14 protein-coding genes are annotated in these 12,303 nt (G+C 63.1%); 7 read left to right on the top strand and 7 right to left on the bottom strand.

Translation table 11 applies throughout. The features are described 5' to 3' along the window. Nucleotides 1-102 precede the first annotated feature (102 nt). From DXT59_RS19540 to DXT59_RS19510, 7 genes are all read left to right on the top strand, one after another. Nucleotides 103-843, top strand: a complete 741-nt coding sequence (locus tag DXT59_RS19540) for a cupin-like domain-containing protein (RefSeq protein ID WP_162878159.1) — start codon at nt 103-105, stop codon at nt 841-843. A 213-nt stretch (nt 844-1,056) separates the two neighbouring features. Continuing rightward, nucleotides 1,057-2,100: a hypothetical protein gene (locus DXT59_RS19535; RefSeq protein ID WP_162878158.1), complete on the top strand. Its 1,044-nt coding sequence runs from the start codon at nt 1,057-1,059 to the stop codon at nt 2,098-2,100. A 10-nt stretch (nt 2,101-2,110) separates the two neighbouring features. Further along, nucleotides 2,111-2,425: a hypothetical protein gene (locus tag DXT59_RS30720; protein ID WP_162878157.1), complete on the top strand. Its 315-nt coding sequence runs from the start codon at nt 2,111-2,113 to the stop codon at nt 2,423-2,425. A gap of 2 nt (nt 2,426-2,427) precedes the next feature. After that, a complete protein-coding gene (locus tag DXT59_RS19525; protein ID WP_116138509.1) occupies nt 2,428-4,101 on the top strand; it encodes an outer membrane protein assembly factor BamB family protein in 1,674 nt (557 codons plus the stop codon). A 9-nt stretch (nt 4,102-4,110) separates the two neighbouring features. Next, the gene (locus tag DXT59_RS19520; protein WP_116138508.1) at nt 4,111-5,259 is read left to right on the top strand and encodes a biotin/lipoyl attachment domain-containing protein; all 1,149 of its coding nucleotides are present in this window, start codon (nt 4,111-4,113) and stop codon (nt 5,257-5,259) included. Nucleotides 5,260-5,305: 46 nt separating this feature from the next. After that, on the top strand, nt 5,306-5,893 hold the full coding sequence (locus DXT59_RS19515; protein WP_116138507.1) for a tetratricopeptide repeat protein: 588 nt from the start codon (nt 5,306-5,308) through the stop codon (nt 5,891-5,893). After that, on the top strand, nt 5,894-6,316 hold the full coding sequence (locus DXT59_RS19510; protein ID WP_116138506.1) for a hypothetical protein: 423 nt from the start codon (nt 5,894-5,896) through the stop codon (nt 6,314-6,316). Between the two features lie 16 nt (nt 6,317-6,332). Here DXT59_RS19510 and DXT59_RS19505 read toward each other — a convergent pair whose 3' ends face one another. Genes DXT59_RS19505 through DXT59_RS19475 form a run of 7 tightly spaced genes read right to left on the bottom strand, consistent with a single transcriptional unit; the run spans nt 6,333 to nt 12,296 of the window. Next, complete coding sequence (locus tag DXT59_RS19505; protein ID WP_162878156.1) at nt 6,333-7,613, bottom strand: tetratricopeptide repeat protein; 1,281 nt, start codon at nt 7,611-7,613, stop codon at nt 6,333-6,335. Then, the gene (locus tag DXT59_RS19500) at nt 7,507-8,364 is read right to left on the bottom strand and encodes a sigma-70 family RNA polymerase sigma factor (protein ID WP_116138504.1); all 858 of its coding nucleotides are present in this window, start codon (nt 8,362-8,364) and stop codon (nt 7,507-7,509) included. Before DXT59_RS19500 ends, DXT59_RS19505 begins: the two co-directional genes overlap by 107 nt. Nucleotides 8,365-8,374: 10 nt before the next feature. Next, complete coding sequence (gene fliP, locus DXT59_RS19495; RefSeq protein WP_240324583.1) at nt 8,375-9,211, bottom strand: flagellar type III secretion system pore protein FliP; 837 nt, start codon at nt 9,209-9,211, stop codon at nt 8,375-8,377. After that, entirely contained in the window at nt 9,208-9,714 is a 507-nt protein-coding gene (locus DXT59_RS19490; RefSeq protein ID WP_116138503.1) for a hypothetical protein, read from the bottom strand. Before DXT59_RS19490 ends, fliP begins: the two co-directional genes overlap by 4 nt. Continuing rightward, the gene (locus DXT59_RS19485) at nt 9,711-10,109 is read right to left on the bottom strand and encodes a FliM/FliN family flagellar motor switch protein (protein ID WP_116138502.1); all 399 of its coding nucleotides are present in this window, start codon (nt 10,107-10,109) and stop codon (nt 9,711-9,713) included. The genes DXT59_RS19490 and DXT59_RS19485 overlap by 4 nt, the downstream gene beginning before the upstream one ends. Before the next feature lie 50 nt (nt 10,110-10,159). After that, on the bottom strand, nt 10,160-11,074 hold the full coding sequence (locus DXT59_RS19480; RefSeq protein WP_162878155.1) for a FliM/FliN family flagellar motor switch protein: 915 nt from the start codon (nt 11,072-11,074) through the stop codon (nt 10,160-10,162). A 37-nt stretch (nt 11,075-11,111) separates the two neighbouring features. Further along, the gene (locus DXT59_RS19475; protein ID WP_116138500.1) at nt 11,112-12,296 is read right to left on the bottom strand and encodes a flagellar hook protein FlgE; all 1,185 of its coding nucleotides are present in this window, start codon (nt 12,294-12,296) and stop codon (nt 11,112-11,114) included. Nucleotides 12,297-12,303: the final 7 nt, after the last annotated feature.

Below are 12,303 nucleotides of genomic sequence, written 5' to 3'. Positions count from 1 at the left end.
CGCGCGAATACCTGTTTATTGCTATCCTCGTCCCGCTTGACCCGACTGGCCCTATTGGCAATGGAAGACATTCGTCGCCGGATCGAAATCGCGAGTCGCCTCATGGGCGACATTTCGTCAGTGCCGCGCGTAAGTCCGCTCGAGCCGAATGTGTTTGCCGCATTCGCCGCGGCGAGCGTCCCGTTCATCATTGCCGGTATCGTCCCCGGCTGGCCGCTCTATGCGCTCACCCCGGATACGCTGGCCGAGCGCTACGGCGGGCTGCGGGTCCGCGCCCGGGTGGGCGACTATGTGAGCGCCGCGTTCTCGAAGAAGCGCGAAAGCATCGAGTTGTCGCTCGCCGAGTATTTCGCGCTATTGCGCGGCGGCACCTCGGGCTTACCGCCTTATCTGGGCAATCAAAAGCTTCCGGAGCTCGACGCCTTATGCCGGTGGCCGCGATATTTCAAGCACTTCAAAGACTTGAAGATCTGGATCGGACCCGCGGGCACGGTTACGCCGTTGCATTGCGACTATGACGACAACCTGCTCGCCCAGGTTTGGGGAACGAAGCGCATCATGCTGTTCCCGCCGCACTATGCGGAAAACCTTTATTTGTGGGAATCCAACCCGGTGTTGTTCGGCTCGAAGTTCAACCCGGAGGCGCCCGACTTCTCTAGGTTTCCGCGTGCAAGAGCCGTCAAAGGCTGTCAGTGCATGCTCAATGCCGGGGATTTGCTGTATTTACCGGCCGGCTGGTTTCACCACGTCCGCGCGATGACCTTCTCGCTGTCGTCGAATATGTGGGCGAAAGGGGTGCCGGCCGTCTGCGAAAGCGAGGAACTCGTGCAAGCCCAGACATAAGCGGCCAGGTCGAAAAAAAATTTCGGCAGCCCTAAACATTTCGAAGAGGGCGCACGACTACTTGTCATGCCTAGATCGACAGCGTCTGCCGAGTCGCGCCGGAGCGGTTCGACCGGCACATGCCTTGTTCGATCGAGACCGCTGCATTGCGCCTCGTTTAGTGCTCCCGCGCTCCTCAGCAAGGGCGCCGGTTCCCCACGATCAGGAGTTTCCTTGGCCGCATCCAAAAACAATTTCTTCGATCATGTCAGGTGGTTGCGTCAGGCGGCGCTCGATGCGGGGTTCGAACTCATCATCGCCGGCGAGAGCATGCAAGCGCTGCTGCGTCGAGGCGAGTACTTTTGGGTCCTGCAACCGCAATTCCTCGCCAGCGTGAACGGCGTTGCGCAATACACCTCCACCCTGATCGACGAAGTCACGCATTTCGCCGGTTGGCTGCCTGATCGGAGCAAGCGCTGGCCGGCCGCGAACGACAAGCTGATATTCAAACAATGGGCTCACCACGCCGGGTTGCGCGTTCCGGCTTACTCGATTTCGACGGACAGCGACATGACCGATGTCGTCGTCAAGCGTGCGGCATCGTCGTTCGGCGCGCAGATTCAAGGGCCGTTTCGCACTTGCGCACAATGCCTTATCGATTCGTCGCGACGCGACTATTACGAGCAGTTCGTCGACGGCGAGATTTTCAAGGTCTGGTACTGGAATGGGGCGCCGATGGCAGCCGAACGCGATACGATGCCGCGCGTGACCGGCAATGGGCGCTCATCGTTTCGCAGGTTGATCGAGGATCGCGCCAACTTGATGCAGAAATGCGAACCCTCGGAACTCTCGCATCTGCTCGAACGCGCGGCCGTCGTACTGGCGTATTTCGGCCGGTCGCTCGACGACGTTCCCGAACCGGGCGAGCGTCAGATCGTGGAGTTCCGCTATGGATCAACGCTCATGTCTCCGCGCGGGAGGCTAGTGCTCGACATGCGCACGAACGTCAATCCACGGTGGGACGAATTGCGCGAAGCCGGCCGGCTCCTCTATACGGCAATTCCCGAAGACTTGCGTCCCGGCACGCTATTCACAGCAGACGCGATCTATGACGGGCAACACTTTTGGTGGCTCGAAATGAACAGTCACCCAGCCGTGCACCCGCTGGCCTATCCCGCCATCGTCGCGAGCCTTGGGGCAACCGCGGCGAGCCGCGCATCCTCGGCATCAGCAGTGCGCCGACCGGTACCTCAAACACAGCCCAACTTTCTCAATTGAGAGGAGCACCATGCCACCCGATATCGATCTGGACAACGTCAGCTTCCCGACGTTATTCCTCCATGCGGCGCCGATTTTTTCCATCGCCCCGGTCAGCGCACTGCCGATCGGTGATCCCGTCGTCGAGAAGACGATGTATTACTTCGGCGGATCCGGTGGTGACGGCGGTGGCGGTGAGGGTACCGGCGAATCCAGTGAGAGTAGCGAAAGCAGTGAAAGTAGCGAGAGCAGCGAAGGCTCCGGCGAAGGGGAAGGGGAAGGCGAAGGCGGCGAAGGGGGTGGTGGCGATGGCGGCGGCGGCGACGGCGGTGGCGATGGCGGTTGACGATGCTCGCTCCTGAAATCACGCGCTCGCGGCCGGCGTCCCTGGCCGCTGATCGCGAGCAACTGCGGCGCGCCATCTACAGCCAGGTGCTGCTCCTCGGCAAGGACGTCACGTTCGATTTCAAGGATCTGCTGTCGCACACGGGACAAGCCCATGCCGCCGGCCGGCTGCTGTGGGAATTGATTCGTCCGATGCGTCCGGAAGTGCTGATCGGCCCCGGCTTCGGCGGCGCGCCCCTGCTGTACGCAGTCGCGCTCGCCGCCCTGCAGACCGACGGGATCGATCTCACCCTGCTCATGGTGCGGGACCAGCGCAAGACCTACTATCGCAAGCGATGGGTCGAGGGCGCCCCCTGCCCGCCCGGCGCGCGCGCAGTGATCGTCGATGATTTCCTCGGAAAAGGCACGGCGGTTCAGCTCGTCGACGAGGCGTTGAAGGCCGATCGGCGCGATCTCCATCTATGTGGACTCGCCGTGCTCTTCGATAGTTGGAGCCCGTCCGGTTCGCGGCAGTTGTCCGTGAGCCGGTTTCCGGTCGCCTCAATTTTCAAGCGCCACGATATCGGCCTGTCGCGCGATTGCCACGACGCCCGCCCGCCGCGGATGCGCGGCAGCGCCCCTGCTTTCGTGGATCAGCCGTTGTGGTGGCGTTTCGAGTTCAATCACGGCTCGACGCCGCCGTTCAAGTCGAGCCCAGCCATCGCCGACGGCGGCATCTTCGGTGCCGACGACCGCGCACAGATATGGCGCTTCGACGCGCTGACCGGCGAAACGGTATGGACTCGCCCGAGTCTGCAGCAGCCGTATAAAGGCATCGTTCAACAGTTGCAAGTGGTCGATCGAAGCGTCGTCTACGGGTGCTACGACGGGACCATTACGCGGCTCGACGCAAGCGACGGCGAAATCGTTTGGCGTTGGCGTCCGGATTCGCATGTGCATGCGACGCCGGAGGTGGATCTTCAAAACGAGCGCCTTTTCATCAACACGGAGCAATACAACGCCGGCTCCCCGATCGGGCATTTGTATTCGCTCGACTGGAAAAGCGGCCGCGTGATCTGGCGATATGAACACGGATATTGGCCGCCCGCGACACCGCATTACGCCGCGCAGGCCAACGCCGTCATCGCGACGTGTAACGATCGGTCGCTCGTCTGCGTCGATGCGGATTCCGGGCACGTGCGATGGAAAACGTCGACACTGGGCATGGTCAGAGGCAAGCCCGCCGTGAGCGGTGCAAGGGTGCTCGTCGCGACGGAGGAAGGACAGCTCCAAAGCTTCGACCTCGAAACCGGCGAATGTATACGTACGCGCCGCCACGGCCCCGGGCTCATTCATCAGTTCCTGCACGTTGCCGACGGCACGGTCTATGTGCTCGACAATCGCTGGCATCTAACCGCATTCGACGTCGAGACCTTCGAGATTCGATGGCTGAGCCGATTGCGCAGCCCCGGCGTCTGGGCGCCGCGGGCATACGGTAAATATCTGATCGTTCTGTCTCGGCAGGGACATCTCGCCGTGTTCGATCCGGCGCGAGAAATCAAGGTCTGGGAAGGCCAGATCGGCGGCACGTTCCGTCAGGCACCCGCGATAGGTCACGTCGACGGCATGCCGTTGCTGGCGTGTGCCAGCAACGACGCCGGCTTCAAGGTCTTCCGCATTCACCCCTACTACGATTGACGCTTCATCATGAATTCCGTCCCTCAATCAGCACCCGATCACCTCAGCGCGGAGCTCACCGCCTCCGCCGCATCCGGCTGGTTCATCGTCACACAGGTCAAGTCCAATCGCATCGTCTACTTCACCGACGATCCGAATTACACGCCCGTATCCGAGGGAGACTGGTATTTCGTCACGCATTACCTCGGTGACTTGCCCGAGGGTATGACGCTCGCGAATTGCTGGGGTTGGCGCTTCAACGGCGGCACATTCGCCGATGCCCGCGAACCCACCGCGCGGGAGCCTCATGAGGCACTGCTCGAAAGCAATCGCCGCGCGTTACTGACCTTGCTGAGGCAGAAAATCGATCAGGCGCGTGAGCGATGGGCGCCGACCTGCTCCATGGGCGATCTCCTGCGTCAACGAAAACTCGACGAAGCACGCCGCTACCGACAGGCGGTGTCGGCGCCCGGTGGGTCGGACGAGGCGAACGATTTCGAGTTGTTACGGTCGGTCGCCACGACGCAAGGTGTCACGCTGGACGAGGCGGCCGAATTGATTGTGCGCCTCGATCGCGACATGCTGCAGTCGCTCACGCATACGGAAGTGGTGAGAGAGCACTATGCCCGAGCAATTCGAAGCGCGGCGACGCAAGACGAGTTGATCGAGTTGCGCCGCAACCTACTCAGCGAACGCTGGCAAGCACCGATCAACACGGCGAGCGTCTCGCCCCCGATGGATCCGAGCGACTGGCACGCGCCGTTGGCCAGCACGCAACGCGCCAACGAAATCGTCCGTCTGCAAAGCAGGCTTCGGCAGATCGTCAATGACCGGCGTGCGCATGTACTCGGCGACTACGCAGGCAACGACCTGCTCACGCAATACAAGACGACGCTCGCGCATCAGATACTCAATGGCGGCAAGCAAGCTAGGCAGCAAGATCTGAAGCTCATCGAGAGTTATGCTAGCGCCCGTAACCTCAGTGTCGAGGACGCAGCTCGCCTCATGCTCGGTGCAGCTGATGAAGCGCAACAGGTTCTGATCGGCACGGAGGTACGAAAAGATCAGTTACTCGCCCGGATAGAAGCGGTCAAAACGCTGTCGGACGTTCGTGCGGTCGGGCTCGAACTCGATGCATTGGCGAAGACGCTTCGTAAAGAGCGCGCCCCGGCCGAGTGACGCTCGCTCACGCAACCGCAGCCTTGGCAATAGGAACATACGCGCTATGGACACGACGTTCGACGCCCTGCTGGAACAAGCGGTAGCGGCCAGCCGGGAGGCGCGCTGGGGCGACGCTCAAGCGCTGCTGGCAACCGCCGGCGAAGCACGGCCTCACGCGCCGGAGCCGCACTATTTGCGCGCCGCCAATTTCGCGGCGACCGGCGACTTCCCCGCGGCCGAGACCGAATTCTTGGCGTGTCTCTCGCGCGCGCCTCATCTAGCCATCGCGCGCTTTCAGTTCGGTTTGATGTATATGACGGCCGGCCTAGCGGACGCGGCACGAGCGATTTGGGAGCCGCTCGTGGCGACGCAACATCCACTCGCGGCTTTCGCCCGCGGCATGCTGGCGATCGCGCACGGCGATCGGGGGCAAGCCGAAGCTTGGATCCGGCAAGGACTTTCAACGCATAAAGACAATGCGCCGTTGAACGCCGATATGACTGCGCTGCTTGAAAAGCTCGTTCAATTGGATGTGCATGGGCCGCTTCCGGAGGGGCCGGGCAGCGGGACCACGCAAGCGCCGACCGGCGAGCCGGCCGTCGAGGACGATGCGTCGATGCATCTGCTGATTGCGTCGTATACGCAGCGCTAAATGAGCCCGATCTCTCCGCTCGACCGGCTGTTCCAGACGATCCAGAGCCAGTCCGTTCCGGCCGCTCAAACGAAGACGGCCGTAGCGAAATCGCGCCAGGAACCGATCGGCGACGCCGGCGCCGCAAAGCGCGAACGACTCGGCGCGCGTCTGGCGCAACGCATTCAAGCCATCGACCGCGATCACCCCCAAAAGCGACGTCAGGCCTTTCGCCTGTACATCGAGTATGGCCTGATCGGACGGCTTGGAGAGGAAGCGGCAAGCGACGCGAATTTTCCGACCTTGGTCGATCAAATCATCCGGACTATGGAGCAGATGGAATCGATTCGGGACGACATCGACGCGGCCGCCGACACGCTGTTGGAGTGCGCGGCAAACGGCAAGTCCCTCGTCACGTTGCTCGATGCATTCGAGCGCGCCTAAAGCAGGGGCCGCCGGGTTACGGCCGAGCAGCGCTATCACCGGGAGCATGGACGAGAACCATGTCCGATAGCACGCGCCCTTGCACGTCGTGTCTCGCCCCCAATACGCGCCGCGCTAGTCTTGCGAAGCGTTCCGGGTCGGCGGCATCCCCGCTTAGCACGGCCTGGGCGTAGCGCGCCGACAAACCGAGCGGGTCGAGACGCAGTGCTCGCTCGATACCCAACTGCGCCGCGGCGCGATCCCCCTGCAGCGCGTCGACTACGGCCAAGCCGCCATGACTCTCGCCAAAGCCCCGGTTGAGTGCAAGCGCATGATCGAATGCATCGCGCGCGCCTATCAGATCCCGCTGCAGCACGCAGGACCATGCCAATCCATGCCACGTTCCGATATGCGAGGGCATCCGCTGCACCGCCTCTGAAAATGTCTCGCGCGCGGCCTGCAGACGTTCCGTCAACAACTGCGCCATTCCGAGCGCGGACAGGGTCCGCCCGTCAGCGGGATGCAAGCGCGCCGCCAGTTCGAGATGCTGCAGTGCATCGGCGGCCTCCCGGCGCGCGACGAGCAGGCTCCCGAGCGCAACCAAAGCCTCGTGCTGCGCCGGATCGCGCGCCAGTGCCCGTTGGGCGAACCGCTCCACTCGGTCGAGGTCGCCCAGATCCAGCGCGATCAAGCTGCCGACACCCAGGCTCCCCGCACCGGCGTCGGCGTCGAAGCGCTCCAGCAGGGCCACCGCCTCATCGAGCAAATGCAAGCGATGTAGGCATTGAAGCGTCAATTGCAACGCATCGCGCAACAGCGGTTCCGAATGAACGAGCAATGGCCGCAACCGTTCGATCGCCGCGTCGAACTTATTCTGACCGAATTCGGCGACTGCTAGATTGAATACGACGGCAGGCGCCGAGTGCCCTTCCTCCACCAATTCATGCAGCAGCGCTTCAGCCTGCGCCCAGCGATCTCGAGCAAGTTCGAGCAATGCATGGCGATGCCGCCACGGCGCATTTGCCGCATCGCGCGAGGTTGCCCAGCCAATCTGCTCGCCGGCGACATCCCGGCGGCCGCACGCCAGCGCGAGGTCGAAGACCTCTTGTCTCAGCGCATCGTTGTCGGGATCCCCGGCTAGGTAAGACGTCAACCGCGCCAACCGTTCCACATCGCCCACTGCCTGCATACCTTCCTCATCGATCGTTACATCATTGAACGTCGTCGCCCGGGCGAGATGCAGCGTCCCCGCTCCCCGGCGCGCTCGCCGCCTCACGTCCTGCGAATAACTTTCGCAGCCTTGTAAGGGCTTGCTCATGCAGTTGCGAAATCCGTCCGCGCGTGAGGTCCAGCACGGTCCCGATTTCGCTGTAAGTCAACCCCTGCAGATAATGCAATTTCACCACCGACTGTTCGCGCGGTGTGAGATAGCCGATCAATTCCTGCACTTGCTTACGCGATTGCTTTAGAACCACCGTACCGTAGCACGCGTCGGGCAACGTTCCCTCCTCGTCATGGATCATGCCCGTGCCGTCGAGAAAGAAGGTCAGCATTAAACCGACACTGACGCGTGCGAGCCGATCGAATGGCTGTGCACCGTCTCCGACTTCGGCACTGACGCTGCGCTCCACCGCAGCCGCTCGCTCGGCAAGCAGCCGGCGATGCAGGCTCAACTGTTCCTGCCGGTCGCTAATGTGTTCGAGCCCATCGCGAATAGCGCCTTGTATGCGCACGTAGGCATAAGTCGTAAACTGCGCGCCGCGCCCTGGGTCGTAGCGGTCCAGCGCTTCGATCAAACCGAGCGTTGCCCACTGCATATACTCGTCGAACTCGGCTTCGTGATTGACATGCTTGCCATATAACCCCGCCGCAACCGCTCGGGCATAAGGCAAGTGCATGATGATCAGCGCCTCGCGCGCATCCGCGTCGCGGTGCTCGATGTGCTGCCGCCATAGTTGGGCAACGGCCACCTCGTTGCGATCGCCCGCCTTCGGCGGACCTTCCCCCGCGTCGGCGGCAAGACCGCCGAGCGCCGATGCGCCATAGGGAGCCAAATGGACGGAAGGCATGCTCGGCCGCTCAGTGGAAAGATCCGATGAGTGCCTTCAGCAGCAAGCTCCATCCGTCGATCAACACGAACATCAAGATCTTGAGCGGCAGGCTGATCGTCGTCGGCGGCATCATCATCATGCCGAGCGCCATCAAGATGCAGGCGACGACGAGGTCGATCAACACGAACGGCAAAAAGATGACGAAACCGATTTGAAAGGCGGCGCGCAGTTCGGACAACATGTAGGCGGGTACGAGCTGAACGTTTCCCACCTCGTCGATCGATGCCGGCGGCGGGGCTTTGGACAGTTCGATCATCAACGCGACGTCTTGCTCGCGCGTCTGGCGGATCATGTAGGCCCGCATGGGCGCCACGCCTTTGCGGTAGGCATCTTCCATCGATAGCGAACCCTGCATGAACGGCTGGAACGCATCGTGATCGACTTCTTGCAATACCGGCGACATCGTGAACAGCGTTAAGAAAAGCGCCAACCCGATCAGCGCGCTGTTCGGCGGAGTTTCCTGCATGCCGAGCGCGTGCCGCAGCATCGACAGCACGATAATGATGCGCAAGAACGACGTCGTGCAGATCAACAACGCCGGCACGATCGCGAGTATCGTCAACCCGAGCACGATACGGATCGGCTGGGCCGTCGCCTCCTGCACCGGCGCTCGGCCCGCCGTACGCGCAGCCGTGTTGTGCGGTAGCGCCGAACGCATCATTTCGTCGGCGGGGCTCCATTGCATCGCGACGCCCGCATGTCCCGGTTCCGCGCGCACGCGCGGCGACGCGATCACGGCGAGTGCCAGCATGACGAGCAGCACCATCCCGCACGCGCGCAGGGCGGAGAACGAAGCGGCCTTCATCGTTGCCCTCCGCTGGGCAGTGCGGTCTCGCGATCAGGTCGCTCGGACTGCTCCGCCACCACCGTCAGACCCGCTGCCGAGCAGCCTATTAGCCATTCCCGTCCATTCCATCCGACGACATGCAGCGTCGCTGCTCCGCCCAGCCGCATCGACTGCCGCACGACCGCTTGGTCGCCCGGCCTGTCGTTCGCTCCGGCGCGTAGGCGAGACAAGCGCGCCCATCCTGAGCCTGCCGTGCGGCCGCGGCGCTTTCTCGATGCCAGCCAAACGGTCGCCGCCGCGAGCGTTAGAACGACGGCCGCAGTCGCGCGAATCACATGCGAACGATCCGGAAGACCCGTGTCGCTTCGCCAAGCGGTGCGCGCCGGCGCAACTAATGCCGGTTGCCCCGGATGGGCGGTCGGCTCGGCAGCCTGAACACCGAGACTCGCCGTCATCCATGCCGCGACCCAGACTGTCCATGCGGCGCGCAAGGCCCACCGCGCGAGCGTATGCCGCGTCATGGCTTGAGCGGGCGAGGCAGTTCCGTCAAGCGCACGCCGAAGCAGCCGTCGATAACGACGAGTGTGCCGCGTGCGATGACTTGCCCGCCGACGAGCAGGTCCACCGGACTCTCGACGGACTGGTCGAGGCGCACGACTTGCTCCTCGCGCGCGCTCATCAACTCACCCACTTTCAACTCCGCGGTACCGACGCAGACTGTCACCGCCGCTTTGATATGCATGAGGGGATTGTCGGCCATGCCCGCGTGGGTAGTATCGAGCGGCAACGGGGCGCCGTCGCGATCGTCCCGCGGCAATTCCGTCAATTGCACGAGGCTCGCTTGGGCGGGCAAATCGGTCGCTCCGGTCATATCGAGCGTGGGCTCGGTCATCAAGCTGGTGGGCTGACTACGCATGGTTTATATCGAATCGAAGAAAAGGCAAAAATCCAAAAGTACGAATCGGCTCACGCCGTATGCTTCACGAGGACGACCGCGCGTGCGCCGTCGCGCATCCCCAGGTGCGCATGGCAAAGCGATGCACTCGCGCCGCCGTCGATCGCAGTCAGGCAGATCTGTAGCGGCGCATCGATCGCATGCCGGGTACAAATCACATCGCCTAGCGCGAGCCCCATCAAATCGCCGAGCGCGACGTCGACCGGCCGCAGCTCGACGTGAACATTGACGGGGACATCGCGCAGCGCGGCCGCAAACGGCGTTAGCGGCGAGGCGGTACCTGAAACGCCGGCTGCCGCGTCGAAACCTTCCGTGTGAAGCCAGCCCTCGGCGGCTGCGACATCGAGCGCGAGCCACAGAATCCGATCGCGGATAGCCCGTCGCAGCAATACCGCGCCCGTCCAACGCTGCGAAAAGAGCTCCGGCAGCGCTTGTGCTTCATCGGGCCCGGCACCGCCCGCGTTCGTCGAACATGTCGCACCGCATTGGCGCGCCAGACGATCGCACCAATCGGCCCATGCGGCGGCGGCCGCGTCGTTCGCCAGTCCCCCGGCTGCCCCGCGTCCGCCGAACAACACCGCTTGTACGGCATCGAGCGAATCGGCCGGCACGGCCGCTATCGCCTGCCTCGACTCCTGCGCTTGCCAGCTCCACCAAATCGAACCGGCGGCTTCATCGACGGTGACCCGATGCCATACCGCGTCTCCGATCGGGGCGAGCGCCGACGCCTCCCAAGAATGACGGCAGACGGTGGGCTCATCGGACGGCGCCTGCTCGGCCAAGCCCCAGTCGCGGCACCAGCGCGCGAGCAATGCGTCGGCCGCGGCCGCGAGCGCGACCTGCGCCGCATCGCGCAGTGCGCGCACGGGCCGAGCGTCGCGTCTCGCGCGCTCAGCGGGCAAGAGTTCCCCGCAAAGGGGTGGCATGGTCGGTATTCGGCCGCGCGCGTCGGTCTCTTTCACGCTATTTCCCCCAAATGCCGAACAACGTGCTGAGCATGTCGCTCGCCGTCGAAATGACCTGCGAGCACGCTTGATAGCCACGCTGCATGACGACGAGGTTGCTGAATTCGGACGACAGATCGACGTTGGAGCCCTCGATCTCGCCGCCGGCCACCGTGCCGAACTGGCCTGTTCCCGCGGCGCCGATCGTCCAACCACTCGAACCCAGCGCGGCGAATTCGTTACCGCCGATCGCCTTCACCTGATCGGGAGAATCGAACTGGGCTAGCGCGAGTTGCGGTCCCTTCGCGGTCTGCCCGTTCGCGTACGCCAGAATCAGCGTGCCGGTCGAATCGAATGATTGACCGGTCAAACTGCCGGAGGCGAAACCGTCCTGATGCGAGAATGCGAGCGTCGAACTCGTGCCCGAGTCGAACGACGTTACGTTGCTGGAAAAGTCGAGCGTCAACGGCATCGCCTGCCCGCCCGACGGCGTATAGGTGACGGCGACTTTGCCGCTGCTCGACACGATGCTCCCGCCGCTGAATGAGATCGTGCCGGTACCTGCTTTGGTCGTTCCATCCATCAAAGTCACATTCCATGTGCCGGCCTGGCCGCTCACCGCCGCCAGCGCGAGACTCAACGTATGCGTCGTGCCGGCGGCGTCGATCACGGTTACGTTATTGACCGTATCGGCCGTGGTGGTCGACGACAGATTGCCGCTGAACGCGACCGTCGTCGTCGCCTTCGGTGCATGCGTCCCGAGGTTGGTCAGCGAGATGGGAACGAGATTGCCGTTGCCGTCGAGGCCCATGACGGTCTCGCCCGTGCTCGCCGATACCAGGGTACCGGTCGAATCGAACTTGAATTCGCCGTCTCGCGTGTAATGCAACTCGCCGGCGGCGTTCTGCAACACGAAGTAGCCTTGGCCGTTTTCCGCGACGTCGAGCGGGTCGCCCGTGCTGGTTTGTTGTCCCGGCGTGAAGTTCAGCGTGGTGCCCAGCGTATCGAGGCCGTATCCGAATTCGCCCACGCCCGGCGAGCCGTCGCTTTCGAGACTGCTGTCGGCATAGAACAAATCGGTGAACTGGGTCGACGAGCCTTTGAATCCGGGCGTGTTCAGGTTTGCCGTGTTGTTGGAGATCGTACGAAGCCCGGCCTCGAAGCCGAGCAAGCCCGATTCGGCGATGTTGATGGAATCGATCATCGCATCG

The organism is Trinickia diaoshuihuensis, assembly GCF_003390925.1.
GTDB lineage: Bacteria > Pseudomonadota > Gammaproteobacteria > Burkholderiales > Burkholderiaceae > Trinickia > Trinickia diaoshuihuensis.
The sequence above is the reverse complement of the archived record's forward strand: the minus strand, read 5'-3'. Positions and strand labels throughout refer to the sequence as shown.

Excerpts from the sequence above, each read along its gene's own strand:
- DXT59_RS19540 (WP_162878159.1), top strand. The coding sequence starts at position 103 with ATGGGCGACATTTCGTCAGTGCCGCGCGTAAGTCCGCTCGAGCCGAAT.
- DXT59_RS30720 (WP_162878157.1), top strand. The coding sequence starts at position 2,111 with ATGCCACCCGATATCGATCTGGACAACGTCAGCTTCCCGACGTTATTC.
- DXT59_RS19525 (WP_116138509.1), top strand. The coding sequence starts at position 2,428 with ATGCTCGCTCCTGAAATCACGCGCTCGCGGCCGGCGTCCCTGGCCGCT.
- DXT59_RS19520 (WP_116138508.1), top strand. The coding sequence starts at position 4,111 with ATGAATTCCGTCCCTCAATCAGCACCCGATCACCTCAGCGCGGAGCTC.
- DXT59_RS19515 (WP_116138507.1), top strand. The coding sequence starts at position 5,306 with ATGGACACGACGTTCGACGCCCTGCTGGAACAAGCGGTAGCGGCCAGC.
- DXT59_RS19510 (WP_116138506.1), top strand. The coding sequence starts at position 5,894 with ATGAGCCCGATCTCTCCGCTCGACCGGCTGTTCCAGACGATCCAGAGC.
- DXT59_RS19505 (WP_162878156.1), bottom strand. The coding sequence starts at position 7,613 with ATGAGCAAGCCCTTACAAGGCTGCGAAAGTTATTCGCAGGACGTGAGG.
- DXT59_RS19500 (WP_116138504.1), bottom strand. The coding sequence starts at position 8,364 with ATGCCTTCCGTCCATTTGGCTCCCTATGGCGCATCGGCGCTCGGCGGT.
- fliP (WP_240324583.1), bottom strand. The coding sequence starts at position 9,211 with ATGAAGGCCGCTTCGTTCTCCGCCCTGCGCGCGTGCGGGATGGTGCTG.
- DXT59_RS19490 (WP_116138503.1), bottom strand. The coding sequence starts at position 9,714 with ATGACGCGGCATACGCTCGCGCGGTGGGCCTTGCGCGCCGCATGGACA.
- DXT59_RS19485 (WP_116138502.1), bottom strand. The coding sequence starts at position 10,109 with ATGCGTAGTCAGCCCACCAGCTTGATGACCGAGCCCACGCTCGATATG.
- DXT59_RS19480 (WP_162878155.1), bottom strand. The coding sequence starts at position 11,074 with ATGCCACCCCTTTGCGGGGAACTCTTGCCCGCTGAGCGCGCGAGACGC.
- DXT59_RS19475 (WP_116138500.1), bottom strand. The coding sequence starts at position 12,296 with ATGATCGATTCCATCAACATCGCCGAATCGGGCTTGCTCGGCTTCGAG.